Source organism: Arhodomonas sp. SL1 (assembly GCF_052060015.1).
In the GTDB taxonomy this organism is placed as follows: Bacteria; Pseudomonadota; Gammaproteobacteria; order Nitrococcales; family Nitrococcaceae; genus Arhodomonas.
Genome location: NZ_JBPODZ010000007.1, coordinates 12,219 through 33,310 on the forward strand (window position 1 = coordinate 12,219; position 21,092 = coordinate 33,310).

At 68.5% G+C, this 21,092-nt stretch carries 15 protein-coding genes; all 15 read left to right on the forward strand.

Translation table 11 applies throughout. The features are described 5' to 3' along the window. Positions 1–8 precede the first annotated feature (8 nt). The 15 genes from ACQ754_RS11025 to ACQ754_RS11095 all read left to right on the forward strand — a co-directional run bounded on the left by ACQ754_RS11025 (position 9) and on the right by ACQ754_RS11095 (position 21,091). Positions 9–1,196, forward strand: a complete 1,188-nt coding sequence (locus tag ACQ754_RS11025) for an ExeA family protein (protein WP_440997085.1) — start codon at positions 9–11, stop codon at positions 1,194–1,196. Then, positions 1,193–3,301, forward strand: coding sequence for an XrtA/PEP-CTERM system histidine kinase PrsK (gene prsK, locus ACQ754_RS11030; RefSeq protein ID WP_440997086.1), 2,109 nt, complete (start codon positions 1,193–1,195; stop codon positions 3,299–3,301). Before ACQ754_RS11025 ends, prsK begins: the two co-directional genes overlap by 4 nt. Next, the gene (gene prsR / locus ACQ754_RS11035) at positions 3,294–4,694 is read left to right on the forward strand and encodes a PEP-CTERM-box response regulator transcription factor (protein WP_440997087.1); all 1,401 of its coding nucleotides are present in this window, start codon (positions 3,294–3,296) and stop codon (positions 4,692–4,694) included. The genes prsK and prsR overlap by 8 nt, the downstream gene beginning before the upstream one ends. Further along, complete coding sequence (gene prsT / locus ACQ754_RS11040) at positions 4,682–7,459, forward strand: XrtA/PEP-CTERM system TPR-repeat protein PrsT (protein WP_440997088.1); 2,778 nt, start codon at positions 4,682–4,684, stop codon at positions 7,457–7,459. Before prsR ends, prsT begins: the two co-directional genes overlap by 13 nt. A 76-nt stretch (positions 7,460–7,535) precedes the next feature. Then, positions 7,536–8,153, forward strand: coding sequence for an XrtA/PEP-CTERM system exopolysaccharide export protein (locus tag ACQ754_RS11045; protein ID WP_440997089.1), 618 nt, complete (start codon positions 7,536–7,538; stop codon positions 8,151–8,153). Between the two features lie 29 nt (positions 8,154–8,182). Continuing rightward, positions 8,183–9,697, forward strand: coding sequence for an XrtA system polysaccharide chain length determinant (locus tag ACQ754_RS11050; RefSeq protein WP_440997090.1), 1,515 nt, complete (start codon positions 8,183–8,185; stop codon positions 9,695–9,697). Positions 9,698–9,714: 17 nt separating this feature from the next. Next, the gene (locus tag ACQ754_RS11055) at positions 9,715–10,578 is read left to right on the forward strand and encodes an XrtA-associated tyrosine autokinase (protein ID WP_440997091.1); all 864 of its coding nucleotides are present in this window, start codon (positions 9,715–9,717) and stop codon (positions 10,576–10,578) included. Beyond that, the gene (locus ACQ754_RS11060) at positions 10,550–12,028 is read left to right on the forward strand and encodes a TIGR03016 family PEP-CTERM system-associated outer membrane protein (RefSeq protein ID WP_440997092.1); all 1,479 of its coding nucleotides are present in this window, start codon (positions 10,550–10,552) and stop codon (positions 12,026–12,028) included. The genes ACQ754_RS11055 and ACQ754_RS11060 overlap by 29 nt, the downstream gene beginning before the upstream one ends. 28 nt (positions 12,029–12,056) lie before the next feature. Then, entirely contained in the window at positions 12,057–13,214 is a 1,158-nt protein-coding gene (gene wecB, locus ACQ754_RS11065) for a non-hydrolyzing UDP-N-acetylglucosamine 2-epimerase (protein WP_440997093.1), read from the forward strand. Between the two features lie 82 nt (positions 13,215–13,296). After that, positions 13,297–14,133 carry an XrtA system polysaccharide deacetylase gene (locus ACQ754_RS11070; RefSeq protein ID WP_440997266.1) on the forward strand — a complete coding sequence of 279 codons (837 nt, stop codon included), beginning with the start codon at positions 13,297–13,299 and terminating at the stop codon, positions 14,131–14,133. Beyond that, positions 14,130–15,191, forward strand: a complete 1,062-nt coding sequence (locus ACQ754_RS11075; RefSeq protein ID WP_440997094.1) for a FemAB family XrtA/PEP-CTERM system-associated protein — start codon at positions 14,130–14,132, stop codon at positions 15,189–15,191. Before ACQ754_RS11070 ends, ACQ754_RS11075 begins: the two co-directional genes overlap by 4 nt. 3 nt (positions 15,192–15,194) lie before the next feature. Next, the gene (locus ACQ754_RS11080; RefSeq protein WP_440997095.1) at positions 15,195–16,436 is read left to right on the forward strand and encodes a TIGR03087 family PEP-CTERM/XrtA system glycosyltransferase; all 1,242 of its coding nucleotides are present in this window, start codon (positions 15,195–15,197) and stop codon (positions 16,434–16,436) included. Next, positions 16,433–17,971: an exosortase A gene (gene xrtA / locus ACQ754_RS11085; RefSeq protein WP_440997096.1), complete on the forward strand. Its 1,539-nt coding sequence runs from the start codon at positions 16,433–16,435 to the stop codon at positions 17,969–17,971. The genes ACQ754_RS11080 and xrtA overlap by 4 nt, the downstream gene beginning before the upstream one ends. Continuing rightward, complete coding sequence (locus tag ACQ754_RS11090) at positions 17,968–19,152, forward strand: TIGR03088 family PEP-CTERM/XrtA system glycosyltransferase (RefSeq protein ID WP_440997097.1); 1,185 nt, start codon at positions 17,968–17,970, stop codon at positions 19,150–19,152. Before xrtA ends, ACQ754_RS11090 begins: the two co-directional genes overlap by 4 nt. A 13-nt stretch (positions 19,153–19,165) precedes the next feature. Next, positions 19,166–21,091, forward strand: a complete 1,926-nt coding sequence (locus tag ACQ754_RS11095) for an XrtA/PEP-CTERM system amidotransferase (protein ID WP_440997098.1) — start codon at positions 19,166–19,168, stop codon at positions 21,089–21,091. Position 21,092: the final 1 nt, after the last annotated feature.

Sequence of the window (21,092 nt, forward strand, 5' to 3'; positions counted from 1 at the left end):
GACGCGAGATGTTTGAGCGGTACTATGGCCTCGCCGAGGATCCCTTCCGGCTTACGCCGGATCCCTCCTTTTGCTATGCGCATCGGAGCTTCCGTAAGGCGCGCTCGTATCTCGAGTACGGGATCCAGCGGGCGGAGGGATTTGTCATGGTCACCGGCGAGCCCGGCTCGGGCAAGACCACCCTCCTGGAATCCCTCCTCGCCGAGGCGGACCTCGAAGATGTCCATGTCGTGCGACTGCTCAGTAGTCGCGTCGAGGGTGACGAACTCGTCCGCCTGCTCGCTTACGAGCTCGGCGTCGCCGCGGACGGGCGGGGAAAGGCGAGCTTACTGCGTGCGTCGCTGCACAAACTCGATGCCGAGCATCAGCGCGGGCGGCGTACTGTCCTTCTGGTGGACGAGGCCCAAGGCCTATCGGAGTCCGCTCTCGAGGAGCTGCGTTTCCTCACGAATATGCAGAAGAACAACCGGCCGCTGGTTCAGGTGTTTCTCCTCGGCCAGCCCGGGTTGCGCGAAATGCTGCAGCGTCCCTCCCTTGAGCAGTTGCAGCAACGCCTGATCGCGGCCTGCCATCTGGCACCGCTGTCGGTGGAGGAGACCCGGGCCTACGTGGAGCACCGGCTTGCCCTGGTGGGCTGGCATCCGGGGCAGCCAACCATCGATGAACGCCTGTACACAGCGGTCAATGTCGCCGCCGGCGGGATCCCCCGGCGTATCAATCAGGTCATGTCGCGCCTGCTCATGCATGGCTTCGTCGAGGGGACGCGGCATCTCGCCCCGGAGGACATGCGCGCGGTGCTCTGCGAGCTCGCCGAAGACCGGCTCCTGCCCACAGGCTGCGATGTGGACTGGGTGATGGGACAGATGGCGGTCCGGGCAGGCCCCACGCCGCGTCCTACCATGGCCACTGCGCCGCCGCCGGTGTACGTCGATCACCGGCCGACCCCGCGCGCGCCGGATGGGTCCCGGCTCGCCGGGCGTGTGGTGCCGCTGTCGGGGCGCCGGCGCCACCGAGTGCTTGGCTGGGCGACCGCGGCGGCACTCGGCGTAGCGGTCATCGGCGGGGGGGCTTGGTGGGCAGTCAACGCGCGCGTTGGGCTGCCGGATGCCATCGGGACAGAGGTCGCGCGTTGGCTCAGCTGGCCCATGAGCGGGCAAGCACCCGCGGGGCGGCACGTATCCGGGGGCGGCTCATGACCGCCCCGGTCGCCGCGGTGAGCTATGGCCTTGCCGCTGTCGCCTTCGGCGGTTTGGCGCTGGTGCTCGTGATGGGGCAGCGGCAGCTCGGACGCGGGGCCTTGCTGGTTCTGGTTGCGGCGTGCACCGCGCTGTGGGCCGGGTGCATGGCGATCACCGGTGGCCGCGCGGGTACGCCGTTCACGCACTGGGCGATCTTCGCTGCCGAATGGGTGCGGTTGCTCGCCTGGCTTGTCTTCCTTGCTGCGGTGCTCTGTGTCGGCGACTTCGCCTCTCGGATCGTGCCTCGAAACGCGGCGGTGTGGACCGCCACGGTGGCGGCGGTATCCGGTGCGGTGGGCACCGGCCTGCTTGGCATGGGCATGGCACCGACCCTCGGCTACGCTGCGCTGTTGGTGGCGACATTGATCCCCTTGGTCCTCACCGAGCAGCTCTACCGGCGGACACTCGGCGACCACCGCTGGGCGCTCAAGCACCTCTGTTTGGGCGTCGGAATCGTGTTCGTGCTCGACGCCTACATCTATGCCGAGGCGCTGCTGCTTGGTGGTCTGAGCGGCCCGCTCTGGGAGGTGCGGGGTGTGGTCAACGCACTGGCCGTGCCCTTGGTGGCGGTCTCCACGGCCCGCAACCCGCGCTGGACCGTGGATCTCGGGCTCTCGCGGCGCCTTGTGACGGATTCGCTCACGGTCGCCGCCGCCGGCATGTTCCTGCTGCTCATGGCGGGGGTCGCCTACTACCTGCGCTACGTCGGCGGTACTTGGAGCTCGCTGCTACAGCTCACGTTCCTGTTCGCCGCCGCCATCGCCGTCACTGTCGCCTTTTTCTCCGGCAGCGTGCGGGCCGGCATGCGGGTGCTCGTGGCGAAGCACTTCTTCGCCTACCGCTACGACTATCGAGACGAGTGGCTGCGCCTGGTGGCGACCCTAGCCCGCGTGGACGGGGAGCTCGCTGTGCGCGCTCGTGCGATACGCGCGTTGGCCGACGTGGTGGAGAGCCCTGCCGGGGCGCTGTTCACCGCCACCGAGGCGGGCAATTTCACCCTGGGCGCGACCTGGAACCGGACGCTGACGAGCACCCATACCGAGCGGGAGGATGCGCCGCTGCCGCGGTTTCTCTTCGAGCGCGACTGGATCATCGATATCACCGAATGCCGCGACCATCCGGAACGCTACGAGGGGTTGATCCTGCCGCAGTGGCTGACGGCATTCCCCGACGCCTGGCTGGTCGTGCCGCTGCGGCGTGCCGAACAGCTTCAGGGTTTCGTGGTGTTGGCGCGGCCGCGTGTGCCCCAGCGTCTGGGCTGGGAGGAGCGTGATCTGCTCAAGACCGCCGGCCGCCAAGTGGCCCTGTACGTGGCGCTGCTCGACGCGAACGATGTGTTGATTGCCAACCGGCAGTTCGACGCGTTCAACCGGCTGTCTGCCTATTTGGTGCATGACCTCAAGAACGTCTCCGGTCAGCTGGCGTTGATTACCCACAACGCCATGCGACTCCAGACCAATCCCGAGTTCGTGGCAGATGCATTCCGCACGGTTGGTTCGGCGGCTGCCCGTGTTGACCGGGTGCTGCAACAGCTTCGGCGGGTTCAGGTGGCGGACGAGGACAGCGGCGAATGCGACCTGGTCGGGGTACTGCGCGAGGTGAGCGCGGAGGCCGGCGCCCGGGAGCCGGCGCCGCGCCTGACAGTGGACTGGACGGGCGATGGGGTCCTGGTAACGGCCCCATGCGAGCGCCTGCGCGCGGTGCTCGCCCACCTCGTGCGCAACGCCCAGGAGGCGGCGGGCACGGATGGCTGTGTGGAGCTGGCGCTCAGCGCCGTCGATGGCGGGGCGAGGGTTACGGTACGCGACGACGGCCCCGGCATGGACGACACATTCCTGCGCGAACAGCTCTTTCGCCCGTTCGCCACCACCAAGGGCAACGCAGGCATGGGGGTGGGCGTCTACGAGGCGCGCCAGCTCATCGAACGCATCGGCGGGACCCTGGACGTGCAGTCCCGTCTAGGCGAGGGCACGTGCTTTACCGCGTGGATCCCGGCCCCTGCGGGGGCGACGGTGGCGGACCGACAGGCTTGGGCACTGGAGGCAGGGGCAGGGCATGGCTAGAGGCGTGGAACGGCTATTGATCGTGGACGACGACGAGGGCGTCCGCAGCCAGTTGCGCTGGTGCTTTCCCGAGTATCAGGTCCTGCTCGCGGGGGACTGCTCGGAAGCACTCGAGCGCATGCGCGGCGCGCAGCCTCCCATCGTGCTACTGGATCTGGGCCTGCCGCCGGACCCGGCCAACACCTCTCAGGGGCTCATGGCCTTGCGCGAGATACTCCAGGGCTGGCCGGCTACCAAGGTGGTCGTGGTCACCGGCAACGATGAGCGGGAAAGCGCGCTCAAGGCCGTGGCGGCGGGGGCGTATGACTTCTATCAGAAACCGGTGGACGCGGATGTCCTGCGGCTCATCGTTTCACGGGCCTTGCGGCTGCACGCCATCGAGGAAGAGAACCGCCGATTGGTGCGTGCCCCAGAGAGTCCGCTGCCCGGCATCATGGCCGCGGCGCCCGCCATGCTCGAGGTCTGCCGCATGGTCGAGCGCGTTGCGCCCGTCGATGCCACCGTTTTGGTGCTCGGTGAGAGCGGTACTGGCAAGGAGCTTGTCGCCCGGGCGCTCCATGCGCTGAGCGACCGGGCGGAGCAGCGCTTCGTGGCAATCAACTGTGCCTCCATTCCCGAGACCCTGCTGGAGAGCGAGCTCTTCGGCTACGAGCGTGGCGCTTTCACCGGTGCCGTGCAACGCACCGTGGGCCGCATCGAGTACGCCAATGGCGGCACGTTGTTCCTCGACGAGGTGGGCGATCTGCCTCTGGCGTTGCAGGCAAAGCTTTTGCGTTTCCTCCAAGAGCGGGTGGTTGAGCGTCTTGGTGGCCGCGGCGAGGTACCAGTGGACGTGCGTGTGGTCGCCGCCACCAACCGGGATCTGCAGACAATGCGGCGCGAGGGCGCATTCCGCGAAGACCTCTTCTATCGCCTAAGCGAGTTCACCTTGCGGATTCCCGCGCTGCGCGAGCGCGAGGGCGACGCCGCGTTGCTCGCCCACGGGCTGCTGCGGCACTTCGTACAACGTGACCAGCGCGGCATTGCCGGATTCAGTCCCGAGGCGCTCTCCGCCATCGAGGCCTATGACTGGCCGGGGAATGTGCGTGAACTCGAGAATGTAATTCGCCGCTCGGTGATTGTGGCCGATGGTCGAGTGATCCAGGTCCGCGATCTCGGTTTGCCGCACCCGGATTCCGGTGACGGGGAGCCGCCGCTGCGCCTGCGCGAGGCACGCGAGGCGGCGGAGCGCAACTCTGTCGCCCGTGCCCTAGGGCTGGCCAACGGCAACATCATGCGCGCCGCGGAGATGCTCGGGGTGAGCAGACCGACAGTCTATGCGCTCCTTAACAAGTTCGGCATGAAGGCCGATTCCAGTTCGGTGGGTGGAGGTATTCGGACATGCAAAGAATGAAGTGCCGCGCGCCGTTGCTGCTCGCCACCATGCTCCTGGCGCTCGCCGGCTGCAACGGCGGCGGGGTTCGCACCGCCGATGAGTATTATGCGGCCGCCCAGGAGTACCAGGCGGCCGGCGATCTGCGTGCGGCGGTCATCGAGCTGAAGAACGCGCTGCAGCAGGATGCCGAACATGCCTCGGCCCGGCGGATGCTCGGCGAGCTCCATTTGGCTGGCGGGGATTACGCCTCTGCGGAGAAGGAGCTGCGCCGCGCCCGCGAGCTCGGCATCGCCCGGCGCCAGGTGGCGGTGTCGTTGGCTCGAGCCCAGGCGGCCCAAGGACTGTCGAGCGAGGCCCGCGACACCCTCGGTGAGCCGTCGTCCTACGACGGCGACCGGAGGATCGAGGCGCTGCGGCTGCTCGGTGACCTGGAACGCCGCGCGGGCGAGGAGATGCTCGGCTGCGGGCACTACCGCGAGGCGCTTGCCCTCGCGCCCGAACGTTGGGCCTCACGCATCGGCGTGGCCGACTGCGAGCGTGTTTCCGGTGAGCTGGAGGCGGCCGAGGCGCGACTCAAAGGGTTCGACCGCGCCAATGGCGGCGATCCCGCGGCGGGCGTGCTCCTTGCCCGGGTTCGCATCGACAAGGGCGAGCGCGCGGCCGCGGGCGAGGTGGTGGATCGAGTTCTGGAGCGCTGGCCGGGCTATCCGGAGGCCACGCTGATGCGGGCAACCCTCGTCCTCGAGCGTGGCGACCTGGAGGCCACCGAGCAGGCGCTGCAGGCGGCGCCGGCTAATCACCCCCGGACCCATCTGCTGCGCGGCATCGCCCATTTTCGCGCCCAGCGCTACGATCAGGCCACGCAGTCCCTGCGCGAGGCCCAGCGGGCCGCCCCCGGCGTGCCGGCCACCCACTTCTGGCTGGGGCTTTCCCACCTGGCCCGTGGCGCGATGGAGCAGGCCCGCCATCACTTCGCACGTGCCCGGGAATTGAACCCCCAGTTCACGGAGGCCCGGGCCCTGCTCCTCGCCATGGATGCCCAGCTGGGGGGCTCCGATGATGGGCGTGCGGAGCTCCAACTCCTGACGGCCTCCGCGAACGACAATCCCGCAACCGTCATGCTCCTCGGTGGGGCCGCCGCGAGCATGGGCGACACGTCGTTGCAACGCAGCATTCTCGAGTCCGGGCTCCGGCGCAACCCGGGCGATCCGGCACTGCATACTGCCCTTGGGGTGGCCTTGTTGGAGCAAGGCGACTACGACGCCGCCCTCGACGCGCTGGAGGAGGCGGCGACCCTCGATTCCGCGGATCTCGACCGGCACGTGGCCCTGGTACGCGCGCTGGTGGGGCGCGGGCGTCAGGAACGGGCGCTGGAAGTGGCTCGGGGGTTTGTGGCGGCCAACCCGGGAGTGATCGACGGGCGGCTCCTGTTAGGGGCGACCGCGCTGGCCGCCGGGCGCATTGGTGAGGCACGGGAGGCTTTCGAAGCAGCCCTGGCCCGCGATGACCGGAGCACCGGCGCCCATTACGGGTTGGCCGTGGCGTCGTTAGTCGCCGGTGACGAGCAAGCCGTCATCGAACGCGTGGAGCGGGTCCTCGCGATTGAACCGGACAATGTGCCGGCACTGCTCATGCGCTACGCCTTGGCGAGGCGCGGCGGGGAGCGCGAGGTGGCACTGACGTGGCTGGCACGTGCGGCTGAGGCCGCACCGAACTCGTCGTTGGTGGCCGGTGCCTACGCGGAACAACTGCTGCGCCGTGGTCAGGGCGAGGCCGCGCTGGAGGTGGTGGGTCCGGCACTGGAGACGAACCCGGAGCATGGCCATTTGCTGCGCCTCCAGGCCCTGGCGCATATGAGCGCGGGCAGGCCCGGTGCCGCCGTGCCGGTCTTCGAGAAGCTCCTGGCCGCGGACCCGCACGTCCCCGAGAATCACACCAATCTCGCCGTTGCCCACTTCCGCGCCGGGGAAGGCGGGCGGGCCCGGGAGGTGCTCGAGAGCGCCTGGGAAAGGCACCCCGGCGCGCTCATCGTCGTGCGCGAGCTGGTCCGCCTAGAGATGGCTGCCGGCAACCGCGACGCGGCGATGGAGGCCGCCGCCCGAATGCGCGAATCCGACCCCGCCGCGGCCGAGTTGCTGGCGGCCGAGGTGCTCGCCGGCAGTGGCGAGCGCGAGCAAGCCATACAGCGACTGCGGGAAACCGCGAGCGATGACGCGCGGATCAGCCTGACCCTCGCCCGCATGCACTGGAGTGCCGGCGATCAGGATGAGGCGGTGGCGGTGCTACGCGAGCGCCTGGAGTCCCACCCCGACGATGAGGCCGCCCAGGCGGTCCTTGCGGATTTCCACATTGCCCGGGGGCGCCACCGCGAGGCGGTGGCCACCCTCGCGGCACTCGTCGAGCGCGCCCCGGAGAACGCCAAAGCGCTCAACAACCTTGCCATGCTCACGGGAGAGAAGGCGCCGGAGCGTGCGGTGGGGCTGGCACGTCGGGCGTTCGCGGCGGACCCGTCCGATCCGCGCATTGCGGACACCCTCGGTTGGCTGCTGCTCAGTGAGGGGGCTACCGAGGAGGCGCTGCCGTTGCTGCGGTCCGCGGCGACGCGCATGCCAGATGCGCGCACCGTGCAATACCACTACGCCGCGGCCCTGGCGAGCGCAGGCGAAGACGCGGCGGCGCGGGAGCGCCTGGAGCGGGTGCTCGTCGACGAACAGGAGTTCGTTGACCGCGCGGACGCTGAGGCGCTGCTGGTGCGCCTGCAGCGCACGCAGGCACAGGAATGAACGACGACGGCCTAGGGCCGGTGACAAGGGCAGTCGGGCCGTCCGGCCCGCCATTGGGGATTCGGAGGGCGAAGTGATGGGGATGAGCAAGCGCTTGGGTACGGTGCTGGTCCTGGTGGCGGCGATGGCCGTGACCGCCTGCAGCAATCATCCGCCGGCGCCGCGTGAGGCGCAGGCGAGCGTTGACGAGGAGCGTTACCAGATCGGTCCGGGGGATGCGCTCGAGATCGTGGTCTGGGGGAATCCGGAGGCCTCGCGGGAGGTGGTGGTGCCGCCGGACGGCTACGTCAGCACGCCGCTGGTCCCGGGGGTGCTTGCCAGCGGCAAGACCGCCACCGAGTTGGCCGCGGACATCGAGGAGGCGGTCTCGGAGTACATCAAGTCTCCGCTGGTCAGCGTAATCGTCACCAGCTTCGTCGGTCCGTACGAGCGCCAGGTGCGCGTGCTCGGGGAGGCGGTGCGTCCGTCAGCACTGCAGTACCGCAAGGGCATGACCGTACTCGATGTGATCATCCAAGTGGGGGGGCTGACGGAGTTTGCCGCCGGGAACCGCGCCGTAATCGTCCGTCGCGACGGCGCCGAACGTCGCGAGTACTCGGTGCGCCTGGACGACCTCGTTCGCGACGGTGATCTGTCCGCAAACGTGGGTATGCTGCCAGGTGACATCCTGGTCATCCCGGAATCGGTGCTTTAGGGCGCCAGGCCCGGCAGGGAGGGATAGGGATGCGAGATCTGGTGCAACTGGGGTTGGAGTATTTGCGTGCCGGGTGGCGGTTCCGCTGGTATGCGCTCATCATCGCTTGGGTGATCGCCCTAGCGGGGTGGGCGTGGGTGTACCGCATGCCGGATGTGTACCGGGCGAGCGCGCGTGTCTATGTGGACACCGAGTCCCTGTTGGAGCCGCTGCTCAAGGGCCTGACGGTCTCTCCGCGGGTCGACCAGCGGGTGGCCATGGTTACGCGCACGCTGCTGAGCCGGCCCAACCTGGAGGCGGTGGCCCGGCGTGCCGACCTGGATCTCTCCGCGCGCTCCCCGGAGGAGCTCGAACGGGTGGTCTCCATGCTGCAGAAGGAGATCCAGCTCAGCGGCAGCAGCCGCGAGAATCTCTACGCCGTCGCCTACAAGCACGAGCGCCCGGATACGGCCAGGCGCGTGGTGGAGGCGTTGCTTGACCTCTTCGTGGAGAACAGTCTTGGCACCACGCGGCAGGACGTGGCCTCCTCGCGCACCTTCATTGACGCGCAGATCGCCCAGCAGGAGGCGAAACTCCAAGAGGTCGAGGAGCGGGTCAAAAAGTTCAAGGAAGAGCACTACGGCCTGCTGCCGGGTCAGGGCGGCGGTTACTACGACCAGTTGCGTGCGACCCGGGATGCGCTGGAGCGCGCCCAGCTCGAGCTCAACGAGGCCGTCAGCCGACGCAATACCTATTACGCGCGCATGCAGGAGCTGCAATCGCGACTGGCGAACAGTGACGGCTCGGTGCTTGGCGCCCGCGAGCTCGAGGGGCGTATTGCCGAGCTGCGCCAACGCATCGAGGCCCTTTCCACCCGGTATACCGATGCGCACCCGGACCTTATCTACGCCCGCCAGCGCCTTGAGGAGCTCCAACGCGAGCGCGCGGTGATGCAGACAAGTGCCTCGGGGCCGGGGGGCTTTGGTCCCTACGCCGCGCAGGAGCTCCAGGTGGCGGCAGCGCAGGCGGAAGGGGAGGTCGCATCGTTGCGTGCGCGCGTAAGTGAGTATCAGACGCGCCTCGAGACCCTGCGCTCGGCGGTGGGCCGAATCCCCGAGATCGAGGCGCAGTACACCGACCTCACCCGGGACTATGAGGTCATCCGGCAGAACTACCAGCGTCTGCTTGCCACCCGGGAGCGGGCAGCCATGTCCGGCGAGCTCGAGCGGGATACCAAGACCATCGACTTTCGGATCGTGGACCCGCCCTATGTGGAGGATCAGCCGGTGGGTCCGCCGCGTGCGGCGATGTCCTCGGCGGTGCTGCTCGCGGCATTGGGCGTCGGCGCTGGCATGGCGTTTGGACTCAGTCAGCTGCGGCCCACCATCATGTCCCGCTCCAGCCTGGAGCGGGTCTCCGGACGGCCGTTCCTCGGCGCGGTGGCACTCCATGAGCCGACCACGGGGATCCTCAGACGGCGCCTGGGGTTGATGGTCTATGCGGCAACCCTGGCATGCCTACTGGGTGCCTTCAGTGGTTTGGTCGCCCTTTATTCAGTGACTTGACGGGGGGGGGCTCGGCCATGAGCATGATCGAACGGGCCATTTTCAAGCAGGACTATGGTGAGGTGCCGGCAGACGAGCCTCCGGCGTCGGCGGAGTCGGTACCACGCGATGCCGATACCCCGCCGTCGGCTTCAAGCGCCCCCCCGGACTCGGCGCAGTCGCTGGATATTGAGGGCATGCGCCGGGCGGGATTGCTCACGCCTGACCAACTACGCAGCCGGCTCGCGGAGGAATTCCGCCTGATCAAGAGGCCGCTGCTCAACAACGCCTTCGGAAGCGGGGCCGCGCGGATACGCAATGGCAACCTGATCATGGTCACTAGCGCCATGCCGCGGGAGGGGAAGAGCTACTGCACCATCAATCTGGCCATGAGCATGGTGCGCGAGCTCGCCCGCACGGTGTTGCTCGTGGAGGCGGATGTGGCGAGGCCTTCGGTGCTGCGGAGCCTCGGGTTGAGCGCCGAGCGCGGCCTGCTTGACGTGCTCGTCGACCCCGCCTTGTCGGTGGGGGAGGTGATCCTGCGTACCGACATCCCCAACCTGAGTGTGCTGGCAGCCGGCAATGACTATGGGCACTCCACGGAGCTGCTCGCCAGCGAAGCCATGGCGCGTTTGTGCGCTGAGCTGGCATCGCGTTATGCCGATCGTGTCGTGATCTTCGATTCGCCACCGCTGTTAATGACCACAGAGGCTGCGGTACTGGCGCGGCACATTGGACAGGTCATATTTCTGGTGGAGGCGCAACGTACGCCCGAGCAGGCGGTCGTCGCCGGTCTCGAGCACCTGCGCGACTGCGAAGTGGTTATGACAATGCTGAACAAGGCGCGCTACGCGCCGGGGACGGATTATGGGTATGGGCACGGTTACCTGGGTGGCTACTAGCACCGGCGGTGGTGGGGGGCGTCGTGCCCCGGCGGCGGGGACCCTGCTGGCATTCCTGATGGGGTGCCCCGCAGTGGTGGGGGCGTATGAGTGGGAGATCAGCCCGCGCGTGCGCGTGGAGGAAACTTACACCGACAACGTCGCCCTCAATCCTCCAGGTCAGGAGGAGGAGGAGCTGGTCACCGAGCTCGCCCCGGGCATCGACATCCACGGGGAGGGCCGGCGCTCCGAATTGGACCTGAGCTACACGTTGCAGACCCTGTTCTACGCGGAGGACAGCGATCGCAATGACGCGTTTCACCGGTTTGATGGTTTTGGTCATGCCGAGCTCGTCGAGCGCCGATTGTTCGTGGATGCCGAGGCGCGTCGACGGCAGGCGGCGACTTCGTTGCTCGGCCCGCTGTCCTCGTCGAATGTCAACGTCACCGACAACCGTACCGACATCACCACCTTGCGGGTGGAACCCTATTTGATCAATCGACTGGATAATGTGGCCCTCTCCCGTCTGTCGCACAGCCACGGGCGTGTGTACTACGGGGATGACCGCGATGACGCCCGAGTCGATGAAACCGCTTGGCGGCTCAGCGATGGACCGGCGTTCGCAAATACGCTTTGGCGCGTTGAGGCTTCGCATCGCGAGGTCGAGGCGTCGGAGAACACCAGCGGCACGTTCCGGCAGTTCCTGGGCACGCTTGGCTACCGGTTGACGCCGGCTTGGACCGTCTCCGGCGCCGTCGGGTATGAGGACAACGACTACAATACCGAGCGCGACGACATCGACGATCCGGTCTGGTACGTGGGGGTTCGCTGGACACCGACGCGGCGGACCAGCGCCGAAGCGCGTTACGGCGAGCGCTACTTCGGAGAGACTGTCTTCCTCGCCCTCGAACACCGCCGGCGGTTCACCGTGTGGTCGCTCGACTATACGGAGGACATCGCCTCCAATGAGCTCGTCTTCCTGCGTCCCACCAACCGTGTACCGGTGTTTGCCGATGACTGTCCGGCGGCCCAACCGGGCTGCGAGCCCATTGATGAGCGCGTGGTCTTTGAGGAGGACGCGGTGAACCAGTTCTTCATCGATGAGCGCCTCCGTGGCCGGGTGATCCTGCAAAGCCCGCGTCAAGCGCTCACGTTCGTGGTCTACCGCGTCAATCGCACCCTCGAGCTCAACCGTTCGGACGAGCGGTATCAGACCGGGGCCAGCGTGGGCTGGGACTGGCGCCTCGGTCCGTTCACCGCGTTCACTGCCGACGCCGACGTCGCCCGCCACGAGTTCGACCTCTCCGGCCGCGAGGACGACCTCTGGCGGGCGAGGGTCGGGCTGCGTCGTGATTTCGGCCGGCACGTCGACGGCTATATACGCTTCGGGCGGCGTGAGCGTTCCTCCACCGAGGCGGCGGCGGAGTATCGGGAGAATACGGTGGTGGTGGGCCTGGTGGGGCGTTTTTGAATGAATCGGTAAGGCCGAGGAGAGGGTGATGTCGATGACGGTGTCCTGTGAAAGTTCCCGAGCCCCGGTGCTCTGCGTGGTCGGTGCCCGTCCCAACTTCATCAAGATGGCACCGTTGCTTGACGCATTCGCCTCGGCCCGCTCGCCGATACCCTTCCGCCTGGTCCATACCGGCCAGCACTATGACGTGGCCATGAACGAGCAGCACTTCCGGGCGCTGGAGCTGCCGCGCCCGGACGTGAGTCTTGAGGTGGGCTCGGCGAGCCACGCGGTGCAGACCGCCGAGATCATGCGGCGGTTCGAGCCGGTGGTGGAGGTGGAGGCGGCTGCCGCAGTGCTGGTGGTCGGGGATGTCAATTCCACCCTTGCCTGCGCGCTGGTGGCCGCCAAGCTTGGGGTCCCGGTAATTCACGTCGAGGCGGGGCTGCGGAGCTTCGACCGCGCCATGCCTGAGGAGATCAACCGCGTGCTCACTGATCAGCTTGCGGACCTGCTGTTCACCACGGAGGAGGGTGCCAGCGCCAACCTCCGGCGCGAAGGCATCGATCCGGGCCGGATCCACTTCGCTGGCAACGTGATGATCGACTCGGTTCACCGCTGTCTGCCGCGGGCCATATCGGCCGCGGACACCCTGAAGGAGGTAGGGCGTAGCACGCCTCGGTGCTATGGCCTGATCACACTGCACCGGCCGGTGAACGTGGACGACCGGGTGGTGCTTTCCCGATTGCTCGAGACGCTCGCTGCCTGCGCAGCGGATCTCCCGATGATCTGGCCGCTGCACCCGCGCACCCGCGCCCGCATCGAGGCCGCCGGGTTGATGCCCCGGCTCTCGGTCTCCGGCCTCCACGTGCTGCCCCCGGTGGACTACCGTCGCATGCTCGGATTGCTCGCCGGGGCGTGCGTGGTGCTAACCGACTCCGGCGGGCTTCAGGAGGAGAGCACCGCGCTCGGCGTTCCCTGCCTGACCCTGCGCGAGGGCACTGAGCGCCCGGTCACGGTGATCGAGGGCACGAATACGCTCGTCGGCACCGACCCGGGGGCGATCTACAGAGGCGTGGCGGAGGTCCGCGCCGGCCGGGGCAAGCGCGGCCGGCTGCCTGCCGGTTGGGATGGCCGCGCCGCCGAGCGGATTGCCGCGGTCCTGGGCCCCTGGCTGGCGCGGCAGCGCCACCGCGAGGTGGCCTGAAGTGACCGTGCACCGTCTGGCGGCTCGTGAACCGGCGGCGGCGGGCGAGGGCGCCCAGCGGGCCGCCGCACGCCCCGCGTCCGTGCCGCGCAATGCCCTCACCGTGGATGTGGAGGACTACTTCCAGGTCGCCGCTCTGGAGCCTGTAATCCATCGCCGGGAGTGGTCACGGCGCAAGTGCCGGGTGGAGGCCAACGTCGATCGCCTGCTCGCACTGCTCGACGACGCTGGACGCCTCGCCACCTTCTTCACCCTGGCCTGGGTGGCGGAGCGCTACCCGGCGCTGGTGCGACGCATCGTCGCCGCCGGCCATGAGCTCGCGAGCCATGGGTGCGACCATCAGCGGGTCTACGAGCAGGGCCGCGGCGCGTTCCGTGCGGATGTTCACCGCGCCCGCGAAACCCTGGAGCAGATCGGTTCGGTTCCCGTGCGCGGCTATCGGGCGCCGAGCTTTTCCGTGGATGCACGGACCCCTTGGGCGGCGGAGTGTTTGTGGGAGTCCGGTTATCGTTATAGCTCGAGCGTCTATCCGGTCCGCCACGATCACTACGGCATGCCCGAGGCGCCGCGGTGGCCCCACGCGCCGACCGCTGATTGTGCGCTGCTTGAGCTGCCAATGGCGACGGCTCGGCTGGTCGGGCACAACCTGCCGGCGGCCGGTGGCGGCTACTTCCGTCTGCTTCCTTATGCGGTGAGCCGCCGGTTGCTGCGTGTGGCCAATCACCAGGGGCTACGCCCCATTTTCTATCTCCATCCCTGGGAGATTGATCCCGGGCAGCCGCGGCTGCCCGGCCTGCCGCTGCGCAGTCGTTTCCGCCATTACGTCAACCTGGACCGTACCGAGGGGCGATTGGTGCGCCTGCTGCGCGATTTCGACTGGGGCCGGGTGGACCGGGTCTATACGGAGGTGCTGCGATGAGCGCGCATTCACCGACCGTCGCCGCCGCGGCCGCTGTGCGCGTGGTACCGTTTGCCGCCGCCGGCGATGCCCTATGGGATGCCTTCGTTCTGGGGCATCCCGAGGGCAGCTTCTTCCACCGTAGTGGCTGGCGTACGGTCATCGAGCGCACCTTCGGTCACCAAACCCACTATCTCACCGCCGTGCGCGATGGCGAGCTGGTCGGCGTACTCCCCCTTGCGCGCGTCTCCAGTTGGCTGTTCGGCGATGCCCTGATTTCCCTGCCCTTTTGTGCCCAATGTGGGCCGCTCGTAGTCGACGATGCCGTAGCCACGGCGCTGGATGACGCGGCTGTGGAGCTCGCCGAAGGGCTCGGGGTGGGACACTTGGAGTACCGCCTGCATTGGCCCCGCCATCAGAAGTGGCCGCGCAAACGCCAGTACGTCGGCTTCCGCGGCCCCATCGCCGAGAGCAGCGAGGCGGCCATGGCGGCAATCCCGCGCAAGCAGCGCGCGATGGTCCGCAAAGGGATGCAGGCCGGCCTCGAACCACGGGTCGACGCCGATGTCACCACCTGTCACCGGGTCTACGCCGAGAGTGTCCATCGCCTGGGGACGCCCGTGTTCCCGCGGCGTTACTTCCGTATGCTTCGCGAGGTCTTCGGCGAGGACTGCGATGTCCTGACGGTGATCCATAGCGGGCAGCCCGTGGCGAGCGTGCTCTCGTTCTACTTCCGCGAAGAGGTGCTGCCCTACTACGGCGGGGGTACCGACTTCGCCCGCGCCGTGGCGGGCAATGACTATCTCTACTGGGCGCTCATGGAGCACGCCCGGGCGCGTGGTTGCCGGGTGTTCGATTTCGGGCGCAGCAAGGTCGATAGCGGCTCCTACCACTTCAAGCGTCACTGGGGCTTCGAGCCCGAGCCGCTCCACTACGAGTGCCGCTTGGTCCGTGCCCGTGAAATCCCGGACAATAGCCCCCTCAACCCGCGCTACCAGTGCTTCATCCGGGTGTGGCGGCGTCTGCCCCGCGGGGTGGTCAACACCCTCGGTCCTCACATCGTGCGCAATCTGGGGTGAGCGATGCGTGACCTGATCGTACTCTGTCATCGCATCCCTTATCCGCCGGACAAGGGTGACAAGATCCGCGCCTTTCACATGGTGCGTGCCCTGGCGGAGCACTACCGAATCCACCTTGCCGCGTTCGTCGACGACCCCGACGATGCCGTCCACGAGGCGCGTCTCGCTGCCCTCTGCGCGGATGTCCTGTTGCTGCCTCTCGTCCGCCCGGTGGTGATCGTGCGCGCCCTTTGGAGTGTGGTAACCGGAACGCCTTTATCCATCGGCTGCTACCGCAGCATCACGCTGCGGCGCTGGCTTGCTGCCAAGCGCTGCGCCGGGATCGGTGCGATCCTCGCGTATTCCTCCGGTATGGCGCCGGCGGCGCTCAGCTGGCCCGGCGGGCCCCGGGTGGCCGACTTTGTGGACGTGGACTCCGCCAAGTGGGCGGCGTACGCGGGTGACGCCCGCGGTCTGCGCCGCTGGATCTACGCCCGCGAGGCCCGGCATCTGGCTGCCTTCGAGCGTCATGCCGCCGCGGCCTTGGACGCCACCGTATTCGTCAGCGCGGCGGAAGCGCGTTGCTTCCTTGCCAATGCCCCGCAGACGCCGCAAGAGCGTGTTCACGCGATTCCCAACGGGGTCGATGTGGAGTTCTTCCACCCCGCCGATTTTGCCGACCCGTATGGCCCGGGCGGTCCCGTGGCGGTGTTTACCGGTGCAATGGACTATCGGCCCAATGTGGAGGCGGTACGCTGGTTCGTGGAAGCGATCCTGCCGCGCCTGCAGGGGGGGCTCCCGGAGGTTCGCTTCGCCATCGTCGGCGCACGCCCCGCCGCGGCGGTGCGCCGCCTCGCCGTGCACCCCGGTGTGATCGTCACCGGGCGCGTGCGCGACGTGCGCCCGTACCTCGTCCATGCGGCGGTGAGCGTGGCGCCGCTTCGCGTTGCCCGTGGCATTCAGAACAAGGTGCTGGAGGCCATGGCGATGGCACGCCCGGTGGTGGCCACACCAGAGGCGCTCGAGGGCATCACCGCCCGTGCGGGCGAGGAGGTGCTCGCCGCCGACACGCCGGACGCCTTTGCTCGCGCGGTGCGCGCCTGTCTCGATGATCCGGCGTGGGCGCGGGCGCTGGGCGCCGCCGCCCGCGCCCGTGTCCGCCGCGATCACAGCTGGCAGCGCGCCGGGGCCGCCTGGCTTGCCCTCTTGGATATGCCGGGGCTCGCCGACTCGTCGGTGTCTGGCGCTGAGCGGGTCGCGTCGTGAGTGCCACGGCGCGCGAATTTCCGGGTGCCGAGGGGGCTGGCGGTGGCGGCGCGCTGTCCCCATTGCAGGCGGCGGCTGTCACGACGGCGCTCTTGGCCCTGGTCAGTGTCCTCTATGCAGAGGTCTTCGCCGAGATGGCGGTCACGTGGTGGCGCTCGGAGACCTATGCTCATGGCTGGCTGGTCGCGCCGATCGCCGCCTGGCTCATGTGGCGCAAACGCGAGGCCGTGCTGGCCGTGCCGCCGGCGCCGAGCCCATGGGCGCTGGCGATGCTCGCCACCATGGGCTTCTCATGGTTGCTGGGGGAGATCGCCGGCGTGACTGTGGTGCGGCAGTATGCCGTGATGGCGATGGTGCCGGGGCTCGTGTGGCTGGTCTTTGGCACGCGGGTGTTGCGGCTGTTGGCGTTCCCGCTCGCCTTCCTGCTGCTGGCAGTGCCGGTGGGCGAGTTCCTGATCCCACCCATGATGTCGTTCACCGCCGAGTTCACCATCGCGCTACTGCGCCTGACCGGCCTGCCGGTCTACCGCGAGGGCCTGTTCTTCTATCTGCCGAGCGGCAGTTGGGAGGTCGCCGAGGCCTGCAGCGGCATCCGCTATCTGATCGCCTCGTTCACCCTGGGCTGCCTCTATGCATACCTCGCGTACCGCCAGCTGTGGCGGCGACTGTCCTTCGTGGCCGCTTCCCTCGCTCTGCCGGTGCTCGCCAATGGGCTGCGGGCCTATGGGATCGTCCTAATCGGTCATTTCAGCGGCATGCGCTACGCCGTCGGATTCGATCACCTTATTTATGGATGGGTCTTCTTCGGGCTGGTGATGGCGCTGCTCTTCTGGGTCGGACGCCTATGGCGCGAGTCACCCCAGTACTCCGCGGCGTCAACGACGGCGCAGGTGGCGGAAGGCCCGCGGATGGGTTGGGCGACGGTGGTCGGCGCCGGTGCGTTCACCCTCTTGGTCTGGCCGATGTGGGCGCTCGCCCTAGTGGACGGCCCCGTGGTCGCCTCGGTCTCGCGCTGGCAGCCGCCGGTAAGCCTGGCCGGCTGGCAGCGCGAGACCGGGCCGCCGTTGTGGCAACCGGGGGTCACGGGTGCCACGGAGCTATTCGCTCAGGCGATGACGGGACCGCGCCGCCGCGGTGGCGTGGCGGCTGCCGTCTTCGCTGGCCAGTACGAGGGCGCCGAACTCATCGCCTGGGAGAACCGCGTGCGCGGGGGAGGCGACTGGCGCGAGATTGGCCGGGGGACGGTAGACCTGGGTGTCGGCGATCAACGCCTGGAGGCCGTCAAGTTGCGCCTTCGCGGGCGGCAGGAAGATCTCGTCGTGATCTACTGGTACCGGGTGGCCGGCGTGAACACCACGAGCCGCCTCACCGCGAAGGCCCTCGCCGCCTGGCAGCGCCTTTGGGACCGGCCCGACATCGGCGTGCTGTTTGCCGCCTTCGAGGCCGTACCGGCGGATGTATCTGCTCGCGGCGTGGAGCCCCTCGCCTTGGCCTTGAATGCGGCGCTGCCGGATGCGGCGCAGGAGTCGGAATGATCAGGCCCGAAGCCCGCCGGCCGTTGATCGTGCACGTGCTCCACCGTCTCGACGTGGGGGGATTGGAGAATGGTGTGGTGAATCTCATCAACCACCTCCCGGCTGACGCGTATCGCCACGCCATCGTCTGCCTTACCGACTACACGGACTTCCGTCAGCGCCTGCAGGACCCGGCGGTGCGTTGCTGTGCCCTCCACCGCCGAAGCGGCAAGGACTGGCGGCTCTATCCGCGGCTGTGGCGCTGCTTTCGCTCACTGCGCCCGGCGCTGGTGCACACTCGCAACCTGGCGACGCTGGAGGCGCAGCTGCCCGCCTGGCTCGCTGGCGCGCCGGCGCGGGTGCACGGCGAGCACGGTTGGGACATGGCGGACATGGACGGCAGCCGCTATCGCCGCCTGCGCGCCGCCTTCCGTCCCCTGATCCACGACTACGTGGGCCTCTCCCGCCATATCGCCGACTACCTCACCGCCGGGGTCGGGGTGCCCCGGGACCGGGTCACCCAGATCTACAACGGCGTGGATACCGAGCGATTCTACCCCGCGCGCGAGCGTGACTGGGTGCGGGAGCGCTTCGGCGGCGACGATGTCTTCGTGGTGGGCACCGTGGGGCGACTGGAGGCGGTCAAGCACCCGCTGCTGCTCGCCCGAGCGGTGCGCCGGCTGGCGGATACCCACCCGGGACTCGCGTGCCAGGTGCGGCTGGTCTTTGTCGGCGAGGGTAGCGAACGCCCGGCCCTCAAGGCCTACCTCGAGGCCTCCGGCCTCGCCCCAGTGACCTGGCTCGCCGGCAACCGTGATGACGTCCCGGCGTTGCTGCGCGGCTTCGACACCTTCGTGCTGCCATCGCGCGCCGAGGGCGTCTCCAACACCCTGCTCGAGGCCATGGCCTCGGGGCTGCCAGTGGTCGCCACGGCGGTGGGCGGCAACCCTGAGCTGATCCGCGAGGGCGAGACCGGCTGCTGCGTAGCGGAAGGCGACGAGCGCGCCATGGCCGGGGCCATCGCGCGTCTGGTGGCGGACCCGGCGTGTGCCCGCCTCTGGGGGGCAGCGGGCCGGCGCCGAGTGGAGGCCCGTTTCAGCCTGGTGGCGATGGTGGACGCGTATGACGCGCTTTATCGGCGCCTGCTTACACAACACAGCGGTGCCGCGCGGAATGCCCGCGTCGACCGCGTCGCCGGCTAACGGAGGGAAGGGTATGTGCGGCATCGCGGGGATCTTCAATCGGGCCAGTGGGCGACCGGCGGACCCGGGCGTGCTGCGGCGCATGCGCGAGACGCTGTGGCATCGCGGCCCGGACGATGGTGGTGAGCACCTGGATGGCAATCTGGGCATCGCCCACCGGCGCCTTTCGATCATTGACCTGGGTGGTGGGCACCAGCCGCTTTTCAACGGCGACCGCACCGTGGCGGTGGTGTTCAACGGCGAGATCTACAACTATCGCGAGCTCGCCATGGAGCTCGTGGGGGCCGGCCACGTCTTCCACACCCGCTCGGACACCGAGGTGCTCGTCCACGGCTACGAGCACTGGGGGGAGGGCATGCTCGAGCGGCTCCGCGGCATGTTCGCCTTCGCCCTCTGGGACGCCCGGGATCGCAGTCTGCTGCTCGCCCGTGACCGCCTCGGCATCAAGCCGCTCTACTACGCGGTGCTTCCGGGTGGCGACCTGCTGTTCGGCTCCGAGCTCAAGGCCATTACCGTCAATCCGGCCTTTCCGCGGGCGTTGCAGCCCGAGGCCATCGAGGAATACTTCGCCTATGGCTATATCCCCGAGCCGCGCAGTGTCTACCGCCACGCCTTTAAGCTGCCGCCGGGGCACTGCTTGCGGGTGCACGCCGGGGCGCCGGTCGCCGAGTCGCGGCATTACTGGGATCTCACCTTCCAGCCCGACGCCACGCTCACCTTCGAGGATGCCGCTGAGGCCTTGCCTGGGGTGCTGCGGGAGGCGGTGGCTGGGCACCTGGCCTCGGACGTGCCGGTGGGGGCCTTTCTCTCCGGGGGGGTGGACTCGAGTGCCGTGGTCGCGCTGATGGCCGAGCTCGAAGGCACGCCGGTGCACACTGCCTCCATCTCCTTCGGCGAGCGTGAGTTCGACGAGGCCCGCTATGCCCGGTGCGTTGCCGCGCAATATGCCACGCGGCATCACGAGCAGCGGGTCGCGGCCGACGACTTCGGCCTTGTCGAGCCCCTTGCCGGGCTCTACGACGAGCCCTTCGCCGATAGTTCCGCCATGCCCACCTACCGCGTCTGCGAACTCGCGCGGCGGCACGTGAAGGTCGTTCTCTCCGGGGACGGCGGCGACGAGACCTTTGCCGGCTATCGTCGCTACGCTTGGTATTGTCGCGAGGAACGGGTGCGCTCGCAGCTGCCGATCGGACTGCGGCGCCCGTTCTTCGGTCTCCTTGGCCGGCTCTACCCCAAGCTCGACTGGGCCCCGCGGGTGCTGCGTGCCCGCGCCACCTTCGAGGCGCTGGCGCTGGACCCGGTGGAGGGTTATTTCCACAGCGTCTCGCTGGTGGGTGCCCCGCAGGCGCAGGCGCTGTTTACGCCGGCCTTCCGGCGTGAGCTCGGCGGCTACCGCGCCATCGAGGTGCTGCGCCGCCATGCCCGCCATGCCCCGGAGGACCCGCTTTCCCGGGTGCAGTATCTGGATTTCAAGACCTATCTGCCCGGGGACATTCTCACCAAGGTGGATCGCGCGAGCATGGCGCACTCACTGGAGGTGCGCGTGCCGGTGCTCGATCATCGCTTCGTGGAGTGGGCGGCGATGCTCCCGCCGGGGCTCAAGTGGCGCAGGGGCGAGGGCAAGGCGGTGTTCAAGCATGCCATGGCCTCGCGTTTGCCCCACGAACTGCTCTACCGACCCAAGATGGGGTTCGCCGTGCCCCTAGCGACCTGGTTCCGGGACCCATTGCGTGAGCGTGTTCACGCCGCGCTGCTTGGCGATGTCCTCGGTGATACCGGCTGGTTCTCACGGCACTACCTCTCCCATGTCGTCACCGAGCACGACGCCGGCCGGCGGGACTACAGCGCCCTGATCTGGTCACTGCTCATGCTCGAGCAGGTGCTCCGACGCGAGGGTGCGATGGCGCCCGCGTCGCCGGCCGCGGCGGTGGGGGCCTGAC

Coding starts and splice junctions, on each gene's coding strand:
- ACQ754_RS11075 (WP_440997094.1), top strand. CDS start 14,130: ATGAGCGCGCATTCACCGACCGTCGCCGCCGCGGCCGCTGTGCGCGTG.
- ACQ754_RS11055 (WP_440997091.1), top strand. CDS start 9,715: ATGAGCATGATCGAACGGGCCATTTTCAAGCAGGACTATGGTGAGGTG.
- ACQ754_RS11060 (WP_440997092.1), top strand. CDS start 10,550: ATGGGCACGGTTACCTGGGTGGCTACTAGCACCGGCGGTGGTGGGGGG.
- ACQ754_RS11050 (WP_440997090.1), top strand. CDS start 8,183: ATGCGAGATCTGGTGCAACTGGGGTTGGAGTATTTGCGTGCCGGGTGG.
- wecB (WP_440997093.1), top strand. CDS start 12,057: ATGTCGATGACGGTGTCCTGTGAAAGTTCCCGAGCCCCGGTGCTCTGC.
- prsK (WP_440997086.1), top strand. CDS start 1,193: ATGACCGCCCCGGTCGCCGCGGTGAGCTATGGCCTTGCCGCTGTCGCC.
- prsT (WP_440997088.1), top strand. CDS start 4,682: ATGCAAAGAATGAAGTGCCGCGCGCCGTTGCTGCTCGCCACCATGCTC.
- ACQ754_RS11090 (WP_440997097.1), top strand. CDS start 17,968: ATGATCAGGCCCGAAGCCCGCCGGCCGTTGATCGTGCACGTGCTCCAC.
- ACQ754_RS11080 (WP_440997095.1), top strand. CDS start 15,195: ATGCGTGACCTGATCGTACTCTGTCATCGCATCCCTTATCCGCCGGAC.
- prsR (WP_440997087.1), top strand. CDS start 3,294: ATGGCTAGAGGCGTGGAACGGCTATTGATCGTGGACGACGACGAGGGC.
- ACQ754_RS11045 (WP_440997089.1), top strand. CDS start 7,536: ATGGGGATGAGCAAGCGCTTGGGTACGGTGCTGGTCCTGGTGGCGGCG.
- ACQ754_RS11095 (WP_440997098.1), top strand. CDS start 19,166: ATGTGCGGCATCGCGGGGATCTTCAATCGGGCCAGTGGGCGACCGGCG.
- ACQ754_RS11025 (WP_440997085.1), top strand. CDS start 9: ATGTTTGAGCGGTACTATGGCCTCGCCGAGGATCCCTTCCGGCTTACG.